Consider the following 18,206-nt stretch of genomic DNA (forward strand, 5'->3'; position numbering starts at 1 on the left):
TGAAGGACGCCGCGGGAAGTAGGGCTTGGCTCCAAGCTTGATAATCGCGCCGAATTTCCCATCATCTGTGAAATCAAATCAAGGATGACGCGGCGATGGACAATCGGGCCGGCGAGATGCAGGTCTTCCTGCGCGTGGTGGAGACGGGCAGCTTTTCCGAGGCCGCCCGGCTGTTGCGCATGACGCCCTCGACCGTCAGCAAGCTGATCTCGAGGGTGGAGGCCCGGCTGGGCGTTCGTCTGATCGAGCGTTCGACCCGGCGCCTGTCCCTGACGGCCGAAGGCGAAACCTTTTACGAGCGCAGCCTGACCCTGCTGCAGGATCTGGATTTGATCGAGCAGGAGCTGTCCCAGGGGGCGGCGGCGACGGGCGGCAGGGTGCGGGTCAACATCTCTGTCGCGCTCGGGGTGCTGGGACTGGAGCCGCTGCTGCCGGATTTCTGGCAGGCCTATCCCAATATCGTGGTGGACCTGTCGCTGTCGGACGAGATCGTCGACCTCTATCTCGACCGCACCGACGTCGCCTTCCGGGTCGGACGCCTGCCGGATTCAGGCATGCTTGCCCGCCGCATCGGCGTGGCGCACCGCAAGATCGTCGCCTCGCCCGACTACCTCGAACGCTACGGCGTCCCTCGCACCGTCGAGGACCTGTCGCGGCACAATTGTCTGGGCTTCAACTTTCGTCGCGCCGTGCCGGTCTGGCCGCTCAAGGAAGGCGGGCGGGTGGTGGAGCGCGTGGTTCACGGCTCCCTGCTGGGCAACAACGGCGAGACGGTCCGGCGCATGGCCCTGGCCGGCGTCGGGCTGGCGCGGATGGGCGATTACCATGTCCGCGCCGACCTGGCCGCCGGTCGCCTGGTGGAGGTGCTGGGCGACGTGATTGAGCGGGACGAGGAAGAGATTCACGCCGTCTTCCTGGGCGGCCCGCGCATGCCGGAACGGGTGCGGGTCTTCCTCGACTACGTCGTGCCGCGGCTGCAGCAGTTCCTGAACGGCTGAGCCCCGCCTAGGTCAGGGCGCCGAACACCATGCGCCCGCCATGGAAGACCGCCGCTCGCTTTGACGTGCGGGCGACCGCCTCGGCGGAACAGCTGGCGTCCGTCAGGACCAGGTCGGCGGCGTCGCCGGCCTTGGGCCAGGCCCTCTCTCCTGCGTTGTTCAGGGGCAGGACGTCCCCGGTCGCGATGGCCAGGGCGCGTGACAGGCCGAACTCGTCGCTGCCGCTGTAAAGCTGCGCGTAGAGGTTGGCCTTGTCCAGCATGTCGCCTGACCCGAAAGGCGACCACATGTCTATGACGCTGTCCGTGCCGGACATCAGGCGCACACCCTTCTCGCGCAGGCGCGCCAGGGGCATCATGGAGCGGCCGATCGGTATGGTCGAGGCCACCGACACGCCCGAGGCGGCCATGCGCTCGGCCGTCGCATCCAGATCGGCGGGTGGCAGATTGGCCAGGGCGAAGGCGTGGCTGAGGGTCAGGCGTCCCTTGAGCGACGGCGTCTTCTCCACCGTGTCGAGCATGTAGCGGATGGCCGCCGCGCCTGACGCGCCGCTTTCGTGAAGGTGGATGTCCACCCCCTTGTCGTAATCGACGGCGATGCCGAACATGGCGTCCAGCGAGGCCTCCATCCGGCCGTCCACATTGGTCGGGTCCAGGCCGCCGACGAAGGCGACGCCCATGCCCATGGATTCGCGCATCAGGGGCTCGACCTCGGACAGCAGCAGGCCGTGCTGCGGGAAGGCGACGATCTCGCAGCTGAAACGGCCCCGATAGTTTTCCAGCGCCTGGTTGAGGTGCTCCAGGCTCTTCAGGCCGCTGACTGGATCGATGTTGCAGTGGCTGCGCGCCGTGGTCGTTCCGTGCTCCAGCAGCAGGTCGATCAGCCCCTCGGCGCGCTCGCGCGAGACGGGCAGGAGTTCGGGCAACAGGCTTCGTTCCAGGGCGATCATGTCCATGATCGTCTTGCCCTTGCGCGGGCGCGGCGCCTGCCATGGCCCGCCGTAGAAGGTCTTGTCCAGGTGGATGTGCATGTCCCGGAACGCCGGCAGGACCAGGCGACCGTTGGCCGACAGACGGGGCAGGGCGGAGGAGCCGGCGGCGGTCGTCGGCGTCACGGACAGAATGCGCCCGTCCTTGATTTCCAGGTCGTAGCGGCCGGTTCGCGTGCCGATGATCTCGCCCTGATCGCGAACGAAGCCGTCCTCAAGCGTGACATCGCTCAGGATGAAATGGGCCGGCGCGGCGGCGTCTGCGTCACTCTGAACGCTTGCTGTCGTGGTTCGGGTCATGGCGGCGCTGCCTCCGGCCGCGACGGTCGCGGCGAAACCGGCGACGCCCATCAGGGACCGACGGCTCAAACCTGAAAGATCAGACAAGGGGACCTCATGACTGGCGAAGAGCGGCCAGCATATTGGCGGGCTGACTTATCGGAAAATGAAATGAACGCATGTGTTTCATTTGCACTTCGCATGTTTGCCGGCGGCAGGGTGTCGATCTGAAAATCCGTGTTTGGCGTCTTGTCTGGCCGCAAGGTCCCGGCATTGAAAGGCTGCAGACAGCCTGGTCACGATCAACCGGATCAGCGCCTGAGCTGTGGCGGGAAGTCCAGCTCGAACGCTGATCGTTCCGGCGCGACGCCGAAGGTGGCCTCTCCATCAAGGCCGGCATGGCGATCAAGCAGGGTCGAGTATGTGTAGAAGCGTATTTTCCGGGTTTCGGTGTCGAACGCCATGAACCTCAGCCAGCCCGCGCCGCCGTTGGCCGAGCCCGCCGTACCCTCCGGCCCGACCGTATTGCCCTGATAGTCCTGGATCAGCTGATAGACGGGATGTCCGGCGTCGTTGAGGTCGATCCGCAGGTTCTCGCCGTTGGACACGCCGTCAACCGGGCGGGTGTAGTTGTGTCCGCTCAGGACCATGAAGATCATGGCGTTCTGACGGATGAAGCGGTCCCAGATCTGATCGGGGGTAAGGTTGTCGGCGCCGGGGAAGTAGCTGTCGTAGCCGTTGGATCGCTCCTGCGCATCAGGACGCAGCCATTCGTGGGTCGTGATCATGACGGGCAGGCCCGGATGAGCGTCGATCACGCCTTGCGCCCAGTCCAGCGCGGTCTGGGGCGGCTCCATCTCAAGCGACAGATGCAGGAACTCCTGCCCCCCGCCAACGAAGGTCTGATAGCTGTTCAGGCCATTGTCCGATGCGCCACCGTACCAGGCCTTGCCGACGAAATGGCGCGAGGCCGGTCCGAAGTAGAGGTTCCAGGTGCGACCGCCCGTCAGGGGCTTGGAGGCGCCGGGACCGCCGTCCTGGGTCCACCAGGCGTAGTTGTCGTAGTCATGGTTGCCGGGAACCATCCCGAACGGCAGGTCGCTGCGGCTGAGGATCGAGATCGCGCGATTGGCGATGTCCCATTCCTCGCGGGTGTCGAAGTCGCGGTATTCCCCCTCGGCTTGGGGGACTGGCTGACGGAACTGGCCGTCGCCGTGCTGGACGATGTCGCCGACGAAGGTGACAAAGGCCAGGTTCTTGTCCTGCCTCGTATCGACCAGATAGCGCATCTGCTGGTTGAAGGTATCGGCGCCGCGAGGCTGCGGCAGGGTGATGTCGGCGTAGTTCTGGGTGTCTGACACCACGGCGATGGTGAAGACCTCGGCGTTGACGGGAGCTGCGGCCGCCAGCAGCGATGCGCCCAGGGACAGGGCAAGGGCGAAAGTGGCGCCGATCCGTTTGAACATATTCATGAGCTTGTCTCGCGCCGCTGTATCGGGACGCCCATAGCGACGCTGTGTGACGGTTTTCCTCCCTGCGTCGCAGGTGCCGGGGTTGATATGTGATTGTCGTGCAATCGACATCATGCGGTGACGCTTGGACGTCATCAGCCGCCTGTGAGCCAACAGACAGATACACTGATCGCCGCGGATGTTCCGCAGTCAGGCCTTGCGTCCGAGGATGGATTCGGGGGGCTGACACGAAGGCTCCGGGGGCCTCTGTTTCATTTCTTCCTGCGCCGGTCGGCGTCGCGTGCCGATGCAGAGGAAATGGTGCAGGACCTTTTCGTCCGACTGCTGCGTCGCGCTGATCTGCTCAGCCTTGAAAACATCGATGGCTATGTGTTCGAGGCGGCGGCCAACATGGCGCGGGATCGGGGGCGCTATGAACAGGCCAGGGGGCATGGGCGCCACGTGGAGATCGACGATCTGGTCGCGCCAAGCGAGGCGCCGGGCGCCGAGCAGATCGTCGCGGGGAAGCAGCGCCTGCAAAGGATGCTGACGGCGCTGAACGCCCTGCCGCCCCGGGCGCGTCAGGTCGTGATCCTGCGACGCTTCGAGAACCTGACCTATCCGCAGATCGCAAGGCGACTGGGCATATCCGTGAGCGCCGTCGAAAAGCACATGACGCGCGCGATGACGGCCTTGCGGCTCGATCTGCTCGAGGGTGGCCATTGATGACTTCCGTCATCCCTGAGCCGAGCAACGACGATCACGCCGATGCGGCGGCCTTCTGGTTCGCGCGGATGAACAGTGGCGATCCGCCCGGTGTCGAGGGTGACATCGAGTTCCGCCGGTGGCTGGGAGAAGACCCCGGCAATGCTCTGGCCTATCGCAGCTGCCAGCAGGCCTGGCGCCTGATGGAACTTGACGCCGGAGAGCCGGAAGTGCTGGCGCTGCGGGCGACGGCCCTGGGGCCTGACGCTCGACGCCTGACGCGAAGACGGGCCCTGTTCGGCCTGGCGGGCGGGGCCGTTGCGGCCTCTTGCGGCGGGCTGTGGGTGGTGACGGCGGCGTCTTCCGCGCGGGCGTTGATCTCGACGGAGGCGGGCCAGAGGCTGACTGCGCCCTTGCCGGACGGGTCGGAAGTGACCCTGGCGCCGTCGTCGCGGTTGCGCCTGGGTTTCGGCGCGGATCGTCGCGCGGCGGTTCTCGAGACCGGCCAGGCCTATTTCCATATCCAGCCCGCTGCTGCGCCGTTTGTCCTGCGCGTCGGCGCGCAACTGCTGACGATAGATCAGGGGCGGTTCCAGACGGCTCATGAGGACGGGCGCTCAGAGGTGGTGGTCGAACAGGGGCGACTGCGGGTGGCCGGACGGGGCCGGGCGGGTGCGCCTCTGGTCCTGACCAATGGTCAGGGAGGGGAGGTTCAGGCGGGCCAAATGCGGGCCGTGAGCGCCGATGTCGAACTCGAGACGGCGTGGCGGATGGGGCGGCTGGTCGTGCGTGATCGTCCGCTTGGCGAGGTGGTTGATCGTTTCAATCGCTACTCGGCGGATCGACTGACCCTGATGGATCGGGCGGCTGGCGAAGTCCGCATCTCGGGTTCGTTCCGCTATGACGGCGCGCAGGAGTTCGTCCTGGCCCTGGCGCGCGGGTTCGACCTGTCGGTGCAGCGGACGACGGACGGAGAATGGCGGATCGGATCGCCGAGGAAACCGTCTGACGAGGCGGCTACGCTTTGATGAAATTTCCAAGACGGGGTGGGGGTCTGCGCGCCGCCTTTCGTTTCTGAGGGGGAGCCGCCGACGAGCGGCTGACCAGATCTCAGGGGCTATCATGTTCATCTTCAAGCCGCGCGCGAGCGCCTTCAAGCGCACGCTTCTGGCCTGCTCGGCCGTGGCCGCGATCGCAGCGGCCACGCCGGCTGTGGCCCAGTCGTCGGGCGGCGGTGCAGCGGTCTCCTTCGCCATTGAAAGCCAACCGATGGAGGAGGCGCTGACGACGCTGGCGCGCGACGCCGACGTGCAGGTGCTGTTCGCACCGGAGGCCGTGCGCGGCCGTCGCGCCAATCCCGTGGTGGGCGTCCTGACGCCGGCGGAGGCCTTGCGTCAGATGGTCGGTGGCACGGGCCTGACGGTGACGCCGGTCGGGGCGCGCACCTTTTCTGTTACGCTCGCCCGCGCTGACGCCGGAGCCGAAGATGTCACGGCCATCGAGGATGTGATCGTCACCGCGCAGAAGCGCGCCCAGCGCATCCAGGACGTGCCCCTGGCGGTCACGGTGTTGAACGGCGAAGATGCCCGCCGCCGCGGCATCGACAGTGTGACCGACCTGGTGGACGAGGTTCCGGGCGTTTCGGTCAACTACGCCTTCGGCGGCACCAACTACGGCTTGATCAGCATTCGCGGCATCGGCGGCGCCGATGACTACAAGCCCAACGGCAATCCCTCGGTCGCCCTGCATGTGGACGGGGTCTACCAGACCTCCAACGCCTATCTGGGCATGCCCCTGTTCGACCTGGATCGGGTCGAGATCCTGAAGGGGCCTCAGGGCACCCTCTATGGCCGTAACACCACGGCGGGCGTGATCAACGCCATCACCAAGGGGCCGAGCGACGTGGTCGAAGGCTCGGGCCGCGTCGAGATCGGCAGTCATGACTACACCGCCATGGAGGCGGCCGTCGGCGGCCCGCTGGGCGACAAGGTCGGGGTGCGTCTGGCCGTGCTGGCCGAACAGGGCGGCGGCTTCATGACGGGCGCGGGCGCAGGCGACCTGGCCGGGTATCGTCCGGTGATCGGCGGCGTCGTCCAGACCCAGGTCCCGGCCATCGTCGATCCTGGCCGCCGCGAGGGCTTCGGCGACCAGGACCTGTTCGCCGGTCGCGCCACCGTGGCCTTGAATTTCAGTCCCGAGACCAAGCTGACGCTGAAACTGTTCGGCAGCCGCGACCGGGGCGACACGCGCCAGTACGACCGCATCTCGGCGGCGCTGGACAGCAACATCGCCAATGCGGGCGAGAACGACGACCCCTATGAGTTCTACTCGTCCGAATATCCGACCCAGAGCATCGACATCTACGGCGTGTCGGGTGCGTTGGAGCATCGCCTGGCCGACAACCTGAACCTGGCCGTGATCGGCAATGTCCAGGGCACGACCCGCTCGGTCCAGGGCAACGGCGACGGCTCTCCCTATCCGGCCTCGCGCTTCGACGCGGACGAAACCCTGAGCCAGGCTTCGCTGGAGATGCGTCTCAGCGACGATACCGGCGGCCGTCTGGATTGGATCGTGGGTGGCTTCTACGTCACGGACGACATCGACTTCGACACCCACTGGACCAGCTATACGGCCCGGACGAAGTACGACAATCTGCACAAGCAGACCCGTAACAGCTTCGCCGTCTTCGGCCAGGTCGACTATGACCTGACCGAGAAGCTGACCCTGTCGGGCGGCCTGCGCTACACGCGGGACGAAGCCACCTTCAGCGGCCGCAACGACGACCTTGACCCGTGGGGCATCTCGACCTTCACCACCACCTTCGCCACGACCAATCCCTTCATCTGGGACCGATCGTTCGAGGACGACAATGTCTCTGGTCGGGTCACGGCCAAATACGCCTTTTCCCCGAACCTGAATGTCTTTGTCTCGGCGGGGACGGGCTATCGCGGCGGCGGCTTCGACGGCACGTCCATCTTCACCCAGGCCGAGACCCTGCCGTTCGATTCCGAGACCGTCACCGCCTATGAGGCCGGACTGCGCTGGACCACGAGCCGTCTGCGTCTGTCTGCCGATGTCTTCTCTTATGCGTTCAAGGAACTGCAGGCGACGACCCGCCTGGCCAATGACACCAACGGCCGCGCCAACGTCGGCGAAGCCGAGAGCAAGGGCGTCGAGTTTGCGCTCAACGCCGTGCTGTTTGAAAGCGCGAACCAGAGCCTCGACCTCGACGTCGCCGCCGCCTTCCTGGACACGGAGATCATTTCGTTCAGCTCCGCGCGCGTAGCCGAGGTGCTGTCGACGGTCGGCGATCCCCTGCCGGGCGCGCCGGACGTGACGGCGACCGTCTCCCTGAACCACGGCCTGATGCTGGCCAACGGCTGGCGTCTGGACAGCCGTCTGTCCGTCTCGCATCACGGCGAGGAGAGCAATCGCCTGAACGCGGCGCCGGGCAATACGGCTGAGGCCTACACCCTTCTGAACGCGCGAATGGATCTGGAGACTGCATCCAACTGGGCGATCTACGCCTATGGCCGGAACATTACTGACGAGGTCTATTTCCCTGAGCTGAACGGCGCCTCCCGGCTGGTCGGCGCCCCGGCGACCTATGGTCTGGGGTTGCGTTACAGCTTCTGACTCCAGGGTTGCGCCGTCTCTCGGGAGGCGGCGCAACCGGCGGCGTCGGGGCGCATTGGGGACCAGACGGGCCTGACGCAGGTTCGGTTCAGCGGATTCTGTTCATCCAATCGGCCGGCAACCGATCGGTCGGCGCGGGAACGGGTTGTTCTGGCGGGCGAGACATAGGCGGCGCCAGGTCCGGGCCGCTGAAGCCTTCACCGCTGACGTAGTCGAAGAACCAGGTCTCGCCGGGTTCAAAGCTGCGCACGACGGGGTGGCCGGTTTCATGGAAATGTCCGGTGGCGTGCTGGCTGGGCGAGCTGTTGCAGCAGCCGATGTGGCCGCACTGGGCGCAGCGACGCAGGTGTACCCACCAGCCTCCGCTTTCCAGACATTCCTTGCAGCCGGTTCCGCTGGGGGGAGCGGCAGGGTCTATTCCTTCGCGCATGGTCATCTCCTGGACTCAAGATTTCAACTCGGCGGGACGCAGTGTTCGGCGATGATGACATCGCTGGCGCGCTCGCTGACCATGTAGACCGCGCTGGCGATGAACAGGCCGGGGATCCGTGGAAAGACGCTGGCGTCCACCACTCTGAGCCCCTGCACCCCATGGACCCTGAAGTCCTTGTCCAGCACCGCCATGGGGTCATCCCTGGCGCCGATAGCGCAGGTGCAGGAGGCATGATGGCCCCAGGCCTCGTCACGGACAAACTGCTCCAGTTCGGCCTGATCTCTGGCCTGGGGGCCAGGAATCAGCTCTTCGGCGATCATGCCGTTGAGGCGGGCGGCGATCCGGCGTGCGATACGTATTCCATCGACGACGCCCCTCAGGTCATGGGCCTGATCGTCCGATCCTTCGTCGAAGTAGGAGAAATCGATGATCGGCCGGTCGCGGGGATCGGTAGAGGCCAGGCGCACTGTTCCCGCGCGGTTGCGGGTGTGGCCCTTGAGAACCACGAAGGTCAGACGATCATGCTTTGCCGCGCTCTCGGCGGCGTAGCCTGGGTAATAGCCGTGGAAGTCGATCGGCAAGGCGAAGACGATCAGGTCCGGCTCGCTCTCGGCCACGCTGGAGCGGGCGATGAAGGCGGCCAGGGAGCCATTGGTGCTGTAGGGGCCGTCCTTGTCGGCCAGCCATTCCTGGAACAGCCGGTCGCCCGCGGCGCCCCGGCCTGGCACGTCAAGAGCGGCGCCGGCGAAGACTGGATAGTCATGGACCGCGCGGTGCACGACGCTGACCTCATAGCGGTCCTGAAGATTGGCGCCCACGCCAGGCCGATCCAGTCGCACAGGCAGGCCCAGGCGCTCCAATTCCTCCCTGGGTCCGATGCCGGACAGCTTCAGTAGTTGTGGGGTGTTGAAGGCGCCGCCTGCGATGATCACTTCTCGACGAGCGTAGACCTCGCACGGCGCGCCTGGTCCATGCGTCTGAGCTTGCGGGTCGGCCCTATACAGATGCGCGCCCTCCAGGCAGGCCACCCCGACAGCGCGGTCGCCTTCGAACAATATGTGCGCCGCCAGGGTGTGTTGTCGTATGTCCAGATGCTCGGGGTGAGCCTGCCGGACCGCCAGGATCCTCTCGCGGGCGCCATTGCGTCGGCCATTATCGACCGCGACGGGGATGAAGCTCATGCCTTCGACACCTGCGCTGACGAAGCGCCAGTCGTTGGGATCATTGGGAAGGACGACGGCCTCGGGCGTCGCGTAGATGGCGCGGCTTTCCGCCTCGATGGCGTTGATGATGTCCAGGAACCAGGGCTCGCGCCCGGCCAGATCGGGTTTGGCGCGGGTGATCTTGAGCCAGCCGTCGAAGCCGCGACGCGAAGCGTCGCCGGGGCGTGCGGGAGCGGCGGCGTCGGGATCGCGGCCGCGCCAGGCTTCCAGACGCTGAAAGCGTGCGCGCATGGCTTGCGCTGACCAGTCGGGATCCCCGGTCAGTTCCGCCAGATAGTCCCAGTCCCTATTGTGCGGGTAAATCGTGACCAGGGCGCTGACGGCGGTCGATCCGCCCAAGGTCGCGCCGCGTGGGTAGAGTACGCCCTGCTGCTTGGGACGGTACTTGGAGTCGCGCCGCTGACGGGTCTCGTCAGCGTAATGCCGGACGAAGAAATCCCAGCGCATGGCTGCATCTTCGCTGGCGTGAGCCTGCATGATCGGCACTTCATAGTAGGGGCAGGTGTGATCGTCGCCGGCTTCCAGCAGCAAGACGCTGAAGCCCGCCTCGGCCAGATTGGCCGCCAAGGGGCCGCCGCCGGCGCCGGAACCGATCACGATGAAGTCGTGGCGGGCCTGGGCCCTCCAGTTCTCGCACGCGACGGTCACACGATCAGCTCCCATTCCGCGAGCTGTTCACGCCGGGCCATTTCTTCGGCGGCGGCAGGGCGGACGGTGCGATAGGGGGGGCTGTTCAGCCTCGATGACCTCGATGATGGCTTCGATCATTTCGGCGGGGTCGTGTTGATGGGTCAGCTCGCGTACCGGCCAGTGCTCGACCACGCGGTCGCCCTGACCCCACCATTGATCCATCGCCTCCATGCCGGTGTCGTTGAAGCCGGTGCGAAAGGCGCCGGGGTTCACCGTCACGACCTGAACGCCATAGGGCCTCAACTCCTCGCGCAGGGCGGAGCATAGGCCCTCGACCGCGTGTTTGGACGCCGCATAGGCGCCGTCGAACGGCACCTTGACCAGGCCCGCCACGGACGAGGTCCACACGATGCGGCCCGCGCCGCCCCGGACCATCTTGCGCCCGAAGCCCTGGGCCAGTTCCAGGGCGGCGAAGACATTGGTCTCGAACACGGAGCGCACGACGGTGAGCGGGATCTCGACCATGGGGCCGGATTCCATGATCCCGGCGTTGTTGAACAGGACGTCGACCTCGAGGTCGAAGGCCTTGGTCCGGTCGATCTCGTTGAGGACGTCGAGCTTGATGACTTCGATCTCGAGGCCTTCGGTCGCCGCCACTTGACGCAGTTCCCAGACCTGGGGCCAGATCTGGCACCCGGCCCAGACCCGGTGGCCGCGCCGCGCCAGGCCAAGGGCGACGCCGCGTCCGAAGCCGGTGGCGGCGCCCGTGACCAGCACGGATCTCCTGTCTTTCGAGGCCGACATCGGCTCAGTGCGATCATGCGGGTCTGCTGCAGCCATGACGTCTCCTGTCGAGGTTGCAGATGAACCAGGGGATCGACTGATGGTTCCCGAATTCTGTTAACCTTCCGAGCCCGGCGGGGTGCTGGAATTCGGCCGGGAACGGCGGTTTCCTTAACTATATTACAAAGCCTGGAAGCCTACCGGTCGGAAGAGCCTCTGGCCGGAGTGAGACTATGAAGGGCATCATCTTCAACCTGTTGCAGGACGTGGTCAGCCAACACCACGGCGAAGATGTCTGGGACGATCTGATTGACGCGGCGCAAGTCGACGGTGTCTATACGTCGGCTGGCAGCTATCCCGACGAGGACATGACGGCCCTGGTGAACGCCGCCGGGGCGAAGCTGGGCTTGTCGTCAGCCGAAGTCCTGCGCTGGTTCGGGAAGGAGGCCATGCCTCACCTGGCCAGGCTTTTCCCGGGCTTCTTCGACGAGCATGTGTCCGCCCGCACCTTTGTCCTGGGCGTCAATGACATTATCCATTTCGAGGTCCGCAAGATCTACGTCGGCGCGGAATGTCCTCATTTCCATATCCGCGAGGGCGCGAACGGAAGCCTTAGCCTGGACTATCGTTCGACCCGTCGCCTGTGCGCCCTGGGGCAGGGGTTCCTTGAAGGCGCAGGCGCCCATTATGGCGAGGACCTGGATGTCCAGCATCCGCAATGCATCGACCGAGGGGACGATCGATGCATCTTTCATGTTCACTGGCCGCGGTTCGCGGCCTGACGAGGTCCCCGAGTGGAAGTAGATCACGACGATTACACGACGCGCCTGGAGCGCCGTCTGCAGCGCGAGCGGGCCGCGCGGCGCGCTGCCGAAGCCATCGTCGAGGGCAGCACCCGCGAGCTGTTCCTTCGCGCCGAACGACTGCGTCTGCTGGAGACGATCGCGGTGGCTTGCAACCTCAGTCAGGACGCCGACGCCGCGCTGAAGACGACGCTGGAGCAGGTCTGCGGCTTTACCGGCTGGCCCGTCGGCCACGCCTATGTGCGCAAGCATGGTCGTCGTGTCGTCATGGCCTCCACCCGTCTGTGGTGGGTCAGGGACAATGAGGACGCCGCCGACTTCTGCTCCCGATCCGAGAGCTTCACCTTCACTGCAGGCGTAGGCTTGCCCGGCCGGGTGATGGCGGAGAAGACTCCCGTCTGGATTCCTGACGTTACGATCGCCGACAACTTCCTTCGCACCGAGGTCGCCAAGCAATGCGGCCTGCGCGCGGCCTTCGCCTTTCCGGTCATGGTGGGCCGGGAGGTGGCGGCGGTGCTGGAGTTCTTCTCCTACAAGGTCGCCGAACCGGATGAGGCCATCCTCAGGACCATGGCCCAGATCGGCGTCCAGTTGGGCCGGGTGATCGAGCGTAGTCGCGCCGAGGCCGAAGCCAAGGCCCGCAACGCCAAACTGGAGCGCATGGTCAAGGAGGCCGAGGCCCAGCGCGTCGCAGCAGAGGCGGCCAACCGCGCCAAGTCGGCCTTCCTGGCGGTGACCAGCCATGAGGTCCGCACGCCGCTGAACGCGGTGCTGGGGCTGACCGAGGGCCTGGCGCGCACGCCGCTTTCGCCCAGGCAGCAGAGCCTGGTGGACGGGGTGCGGGAATCCGGGGGCATGCTGCTGCGTCTGCTCAACGCCGTTCTGGATCTGGCCCAGATCGAGGCCGGCAAGATGTCGGCCCATATGGGGACCTTCGACTTGGGCGGCGCCATGGACGCCGTCGGGCGCGTCTGGACCCCCCGCGCAAAGGAAATGGGCGTGGACCTGATCATTGATCTCGACGGCCTGCCCGACGACTGCGCCCTGGTCTCGGACAAGGGCAAGATCGAGCAGACCATGGTCAACCTGCTGTCCAACGCCCTGAAGTTCTCGCCGGAAGGCAGCGAACTGGTGCTGGCGGTCAGCGCCGAGCGCACCCGGGACCGTTATCAGGTCCGTGTCGAGATCATCGATCAGGGACCCGGGGTCTCCCCCGAAGACCGCGCACGGATATTCGAGGCCTTCGAGCAGACGGATTCCGGCCGCCAGGTCGGCGGCACGGGGCTGGGCCTGGCCATCTGCGCCGGCAACATGGCCAGCCTGGGCGGAACCATCGGCCAGGACGAGACCCCCGACGGCCGTTGCCGCTTCTGGTTCGAGTTCCCCGCCGAGGCGGGGGCTGCGGTTCAGGACGTCGATCCGGTCGATGTCTTGGAGGCGTCGATGGATCGTCCCCTGAGGGTTCTGGCCGCCGAGGACAACGCCGCCAACCGCCAGGTGCTGCAGGTCCTGCTGGAGCCGCTGGGTGTCGAGCTGACCCTGGTCGAGGACGGCCTGGCGGCGGTCGAGGCTGTTCAGGTCAACGCCTTCGACCTGATCTTGATGGACGCCAGTATGCCGCGCATGGATGGGGCGGAAGCGGTTCGGGCCATCCGCGCCATGGGCGGTCTGCCCCGCGAAATGCCGATCTTCATGTTGACCGCGAACGTCTTCGCCGAGGACGTCAGCCGCTATCGCGCCGCTGGTGTCGATGGGGTGCTGAAGAAGCCCATCGAGGTCGGCGAACTGTTCGCCGCCCTCGCCGGGGCGGCGGCGCGGGTCGAGCAGCCCGAGGCAATGGAAAAGGCCGGGTAGGCGGCGCTCAGCGAAGCCGGCTGAGCGCCGCGCCCTTGTGGGCGGCCACATGATCAGTCTTGTCGCTCTGGATCTCGCACTGCGGCTCAGCCGTCGTGGCGTGGCGGGTGTGCCCTTTGTAGTCGAAGTCCTGGGTGTGGACGGCGATGATGACGCCCGAGACGCGACCGGCCTCCGAGTTCCAGGCGACATGATCGCCGATCCTGAACCTGTCGCCCATGTCGCGTCGCCTTCGGTCAGGCCTCGACGTCGTCGAGGAAATTCACGGTGGGAACGAAAAACAGGGTTCCCGTCACGGCGCGGCTGAAGTCCAGCAGCCGATCATAGTTTCCTGGCGGCGAGCCGATGAACATGTTGTCCAGCATCCGCTCGATCCGGCCGGGTTCGCGGGCATAGCCCATGAAGTAGGTGCCGAACTCGCCCTTGCCGACTTCGCCAAAAGGCATGTTGTCGCGCACGATCTGCAGTTGCTCGCCGTTTTCGTCGTCGATGTTGGTCAGGACGTTGTGGGCGTAGGGAGCCTTGGCCTCGTCCTTCATCTCGATGTCCGACAGCTTGAAGCGGCCGATGATGGTTTCCTGGCGTTCGACCGGCTGGGCGTTCCAGCCCTTCATGTCGTGCAGGTATTTCTGGACGATGGCGTAGCTGCCGCCGATGAAGTCGGGGTCCTCGTCACCCACCAGGGCGGCGGCGCCGGCGACCTGGGGCACGGGGTTTTCCGTGCCGTCGACGAAGCCCAGCAGGTCGCGGTTGTCGAAGAATTTGAAGCCGTGCACCTCGTCCTCGGTGGTCACGGCTTCGCCGAGGCGATCCATGACGTGCATGGCCAGCTCGAAGCAGAGGTCCGGGCGCATCGCGCGGATGTGCAGTAGGATGTCGCCGGGCGTCGAGACGGCGCGGTGAACGCCGTTGATTTCACGGAAGGGATGCAGGTTCTTCGGGCGGGGCGCGCCGAACAGGCGATCCCAGGCCTCCGACCCGAAGCCCATGACGCAGCTCAGCTCACCCTGCAGGTCGCGGAAGCCGACGCCGCGCAGCAGGGACGACAGGTCGCCGCACAGCTCACGCACAGCGGTTTCGGCCGCTTCGCCTGGTGCGATATTCAGGACCAGAAACAGGGCCGCCGGCGTCAACGGAGCGCAGACGGGCTGAGAGATCAGGGCGGGAGCGTGAGCGTTCATGGCGATCCGTCGACGGGGAGGCTGATCACACGGTATCTGCCTTTCGGCCGCGCTGTTGAAAAGCTCCTTGTTGAGGTTCTGTGCGGGGGACCGGGCGCTGCAACGGCCGAGGGTGAACGAAAAAAGGGTCGAGCTGGCGCTCGACCCTTCGGTCTCGGTAGCTTCGATTTCAATCAGAAGCTGAAGCGGAAGCCGCCGTAGAAGCGCCGTCCCAGGCCGTCGTAGACGTCGGGGAAGGTGGTCCAACCGGTGGCCTGACCGTTGTCGCCGTTGGTGCCGGCGATGAACATGTATTCGTCGAAGACATTGTCGACGCCCGCGTAGACGTTGACGCGCTCATTCAACTCATAGCGGACCTGGGCGTTGACGAAGGTCATCGACGGCAGAGCTGATTTCCATGCTTCGTTGAAGTGGCCGGTATCGGCTTCGCCGACATACTGGACGCCGACCGTCGCCTGCAGCGGACCGCGGGCGTAGAGCAGGTTCAGCACGGCTTCGTTCTCGGGCGACCCGACGGTTCCGGCGAAAGTCTGCGACGCGGCGCCGGGGAAGGCGGTCGAGCCGAAGTCCAGCAGGTGGCTGTAGGTCAGCGATGCTGAAACACTGCCCAGGTCCATCGACGGCGCCGGGAAGGCGTCGTTGAGATCCAGGCTGTAGCTGGCCTTGAGATCCAGGCCTTCGACGTTGATCACCGCCAGGTTCAGGTTGCGGATGTCGAGTTGGTTGAGGGCGCCGACCGAGGATCCGGCCGCGAAGCGCTGGATGCCGCCGCAGAACGGCGAGGTCGGGACATAGGACGCCGCATTCTCGTAGCAGCGGTTGAGCGAGGTCTGGCGGCCGTAGGTGCCGACGCCGTCGTCGATGGAGATGTCATAGTAGTCGACCGAAACCGACAGGCGCGACCACCAGTCGTTCCAGCGCGGGTTGAACAGGAAGCCCGCGGTGAAGGTCTTGGAAGTTTCCGGCGTCAGATCGGGGTTGCCGATGTTGAAGCCTGTCGTGCCCTGTTTTTCGGGTTGGGTCAGGGCGAAGCCGCCGTCGCGTGCGACACGGGCGACGACCGCCGGGTCCAGCATACAGGCCTGGGCCACGGCGTTGCCGATGGTCGAGGCGTCCACGCCGCTGTTCAGCACGACATCCGGGTCAGCGATGTTGGAGCGCGTGTTGAAGAAGGCGGCCTGACCGTTGAGCAGGGTCACGCCTTCACACGGGTCGGTGACGATCGGGAAGGTTTGCGAGCCGGCGTTGAACAACTCGTTGATGTTGGGCGCGCGTACGGCCACGGCGTATTGCGAACGCAGCTTCAGCCACTCGACCGGCTGATACTCCAGCGAGGCGGCCCAGGCTGTGGTCGAGCCGACGGTGCTGTAGTCCGACACCCGCGCCGCCAGGTTCAGATCCAGCGCCTGCGCATAGGGCAGGTCCGCCAGCAACGGGACCCGCAGTTCGGCGAAGGCTTCGCGGACATCGAAGGCGCCGCGCGTTTCCGGCGTCAGATTGCCGGTCGCCAGACCCTTCTGGGTCAGGGGGTCGGGGGTCGAGCGGGCTTCTTCTTCACGATACTCGACGCCGATGACGAAGCCGATGTCCCCGGCCGGCGAGACGTTCGGCAGCGTGCCGTTCACATAGCCGTTGACGATGTACTGCTCCTGGAAGGCGTCCAGACCCGTCGAGGCCTTGAAGTAGTCGACGGCTTCCTTGGAAATGCCGCCTTCCTGGAAGACGTAGATCGGGCGGCAGCCTTGGGCGCGGGCCACGGTGTCGCGGCAGACGGTTTCCCCGCCGACAATGACGGCGTCCAGGGCGTCCTTGAAGCGACTGGTGATGACGTCGCCATTGGTGCGTTGGTCATAGTCCGAACGACCATAGTTCAGGCTGAGTTCATAGCTGAGGTTCGGGGTGATATCCCCCTCGAACCCGGCGACCAGGCGCGCCATGGAACGTTCGGAATCATTGCCGCGGTTGCCGACGTCGTTGATGCGGCGGCGGAAGCCGACGACCAGATCGCTGTCGGCCACGCCGGGGTTCTGGGCGCGTACGGCGTTGGCCAGGGCTGTCGGCACGATGGCGCTGGCGATGGGCACGCCATAGCGGCACTCGCTGTCGCCATCGCCGTCGAAGTCGCGGCAGTCGGGGAATTGATCGATCCCGAACTCGTTCGTGTAGATGTTGTCCGAGCCGACCGGGTTGCCCTCGATTTCGCTGGAGGTGCGGCCGTGGAAGAGCGACATCTCCGAGAAGAAACGGTGGTTGTCATTGATGTTGTAGGTCGCCTGACCGTTGAAGCGGATCTGCTCCTCGGGGACGTAAAGCTGGCGTTCGGCCGCGCGATTATAGCCGAATCCAGCGTTGGTGTAGGGCACGACCGCGCCGCTATCATCGACCACGCGCGTCAGATTGCCCAGGCCGCCGGGGCGGGGAATCAGCGCCGTGCCGCGCGGGATGTAGGATGAGAATATCCCGGGCACCTGATCGCGTGCGCTGGTGACGCCTGCGTCGACGCACATCTGGCGGTCGCATCGGTCGCGGGCATAGACCGACCCGGTCTTCCGCCAGCCCAGCGAGCCGACGAAGTTCCCGCGATCATCAGCGAAGTTGGAGCCGAACTTCAGGCCGATCTTGTAGTTTTCGTTGTCGCCGCGATCGGTGATCCCGCCCTGGGCCGACAGTTCCAGGCCCTCGAAGTCCTTCTGGGTGATGATGTTGATCACGCCCGCCAGGGCGTCGGAACCGTAGACGGCCGAGGCGGCGCCGGTCACGACATCGACGCGCTCGATGAAGTCGGTCGGAATGGTGTTGAAGTCGACGATCTGGCTGCCGACGACGCCTGCAACGTGACGACGGCCGTTGACCAGAACCAGGGTGCGGTTTTCGCCCAGATTGCGCAGATCGACCGTGGTGACGCCATTGTTGGCCGTGGCGAAGGTCGTTGTGGTCGGGGTGAAGGTCGAGACGCCGGCTTCCGGCAAGGTGCGCAGGATGTCGCCCGTATTCATCTGGCCCGTGGCCTCGATGTGCTGGGCTGTGATCACCGAGACCGGAACCGGCGAATCCTGGTTCGGGCGCGCGATGCGCGACCCGGTCACCACGATTTCGTCAACGGTCGTGGCTTCGTTGGCGCCCGGTGAGGATTGGGCTGTCTGCGCCAGAGCCGGAATGGCCGCCGCCAGGGCGCCGCCGACGATGGTGGTGGCCAGCAGATGCCGGCGGAAAAGATGAGTTCTCAAAATCAATGCCCTCCC

At 65.7% G+C, this 18,206-nt stretch carries 14 protein-coding genes; 6 read left to right on the forward strand and 8 right to left on the reverse strand.

Features of this window, described 5'->3' with window-relative positions; all coding sequences use genetic code 11:
* Positions 1–95: 95 nt before the first annotated feature.
* Positions 96–998, forward strand: a complete 903-nt coding sequence (locus IFE19_RS04280) for a LysR family transcriptional regulator (RefSeq protein WP_207826001.1) — start codon at positions 96–98, stop codon at positions 996–998.
* A 7-nt stretch (positions 999–1,005) separates the two neighbouring features.
* On the opposite strand, the gene IFE19_RS04285 is transcribed toward IFE19_RS04280, so the two are convergent.
* The gene (locus IFE19_RS04285) at positions 1,006–2,373 is read right to left on the reverse strand and encodes an amidohydrolase family protein (RefSeq protein WP_207826002.1); all 1,368 of its coding nucleotides are present in this window, start codon (positions 2,371–2,373) and stop codon (positions 1,006–1,008) included.
* 203 nt (positions 2,374–2,576) lie between these two features.
* A complete protein-coding gene (locus IFE19_RS04290; RefSeq protein ID WP_225910397.1) occupies positions 2,577–3,737 on the reverse strand; it encodes a metallophosphoesterase in 1,161 nt (386 codons plus the stop codon).
* Positions 3,738–3,881: 144 nt separating this feature from the next.
* Here IFE19_RS04290 and IFE19_RS04295 point away from each other — a divergent pair, with 144 nt between their 5' ends.
* From IFE19_RS04295 to IFE19_RS04305, 3 genes are all read left to right on the forward strand, one after another.
* The gene (locus IFE19_RS04295; protein WP_207826003.1) at positions 3,882–4,442 is read left to right on the forward strand and encodes an RNA polymerase sigma factor; all 561 of its coding nucleotides are present in this window, start codon (positions 3,882–3,884) and stop codon (positions 4,440–4,442) included.
* Complete coding sequence (locus tag IFE19_RS04300; RefSeq protein WP_207826005.1) at positions 4,442–5,449, forward strand: FecR family protein; 1,008 nt, start codon at positions 4,442–4,444, stop codon at positions 5,447–5,449. The genes IFE19_RS04295 and IFE19_RS04300 overlap by 1 nt, the downstream gene beginning before the upstream one ends.
* A 94-nt stretch (positions 5,450–5,543) precedes the next feature.
* Positions 5,544–8,057 (forward strand): TonB-dependent receptor domain-containing protein, encoded by a 2,514-nt coding sequence (locus tag IFE19_RS04305; protein ID WP_207826007.1) that lies wholly within the window; start codon positions 5,544–5,546, stop codon positions 8,055–8,057.
* Positions 8,058–8,145: 88 nt separating this feature from the next.
* Here IFE19_RS04305 and IFE19_RS04310 read toward each other — a convergent pair whose 3' ends face one another.
* The 3 genes from IFE19_RS04310 to IFE19_RS04320 are packed head-to-tail and all read right to left on the reverse strand — an operon-like array spanning position 8,146 to position 11,183.
* Positions 8,146–8,487, reverse strand: coding sequence for a UBP-type zinc finger domain-containing protein (locus IFE19_RS04310; RefSeq protein WP_207826008.1), 342 nt, complete (start codon positions 8,485–8,487; stop codon positions 8,146–8,148).
* 23 nt (positions 8,488–8,510) lie between these two features.
* The gene (locus IFE19_RS04315) at positions 8,511–10,361 is read right to left on the reverse strand and encodes a GMC family oxidoreductase (RefSeq protein WP_207826010.1); all 1,851 of its coding nucleotides are present in this window, start codon (positions 10,359–10,361) and stop codon (positions 8,511–8,513) included.
* Between the two features lie 27 nt (positions 10,362–10,388).
* Positions 10,389–11,183 carry an SDR family oxidoreductase gene (locus IFE19_RS04320; protein WP_207826012.1) on the reverse strand — a complete coding sequence of 265 codons (795 nt, stop codon included), beginning with the start codon at positions 11,181–11,183 and terminating at the stop codon, positions 10,389–10,391.
* Between the two features lie 176 nt (positions 11,184–11,359).
* Between IFE19_RS04320 and IFE19_RS04325 the strand changes: the two genes are divergently transcribed.
* Positions 11,360–11,908, forward strand: a complete 549-nt coding sequence (locus tag IFE19_RS04325; protein WP_207826015.1) for a heme NO-binding domain-containing protein — start codon at positions 11,360–11,362, stop codon at positions 11,906–11,908.
* A gap of 12 nt (positions 11,909–11,920) precedes the next feature.
* Complete coding sequence (locus tag IFE19_RS04330; protein WP_207826016.1) at positions 11,921–13,783, forward strand: ATP-binding protein; 1,863 nt, start codon at positions 11,921–11,923, stop codon at positions 13,781–13,783.
* Positions 13,784–13,790: 7 nt separating this feature from the next.
* On the opposite strand, the gene IFE19_RS04335 is transcribed toward IFE19_RS04330, so the two are convergent.
* From IFE19_RS04335 to IFE19_RS04345, 3 genes are all read right to left on the reverse strand, one after another.
* Positions 13,791–14,003, reverse strand: a complete 213-nt coding sequence (locus tag IFE19_RS04335; RefSeq protein WP_207826019.1) for a hypervirulence associated TUDOR domain-containing protein — start codon at positions 14,001–14,003, stop codon at positions 13,791–13,793.
* A gap of 16 nt (positions 14,004–14,019) precedes the next feature.
* Positions 14,020–14,964 carry a Dyp-type peroxidase gene (locus IFE19_RS04340; RefSeq protein WP_207826021.1) on the reverse strand — a complete coding sequence of 315 codons (945 nt, stop codon included), beginning with the start codon at positions 14,962–14,964 and terminating at the stop codon, positions 14,020–14,022.
* A 173-nt stretch (positions 14,965–15,137) separates the two neighbouring features.
* The gene (locus IFE19_RS04345; RefSeq protein WP_207826023.1) at positions 15,138–18,191 is read right to left on the reverse strand and encodes a TonB-dependent receptor plug domain-containing protein; all 3,054 of its coding nucleotides are present in this window, start codon (positions 18,189–18,191) and stop codon (positions 15,138–15,140) included.
* Between the last annotated feature and the right edge of the window lie 15 nt (positions 18,192–18,206).

This window comes from Brevundimonas pondensis (assembly GCF_017487345.1).
GTDB classification, from domain to species: Bacteria; Pseudomonadota; Alphaproteobacteria; order Caulobacterales; family Caulobacteraceae; genus Brevundimonas; species Brevundimonas pondensis.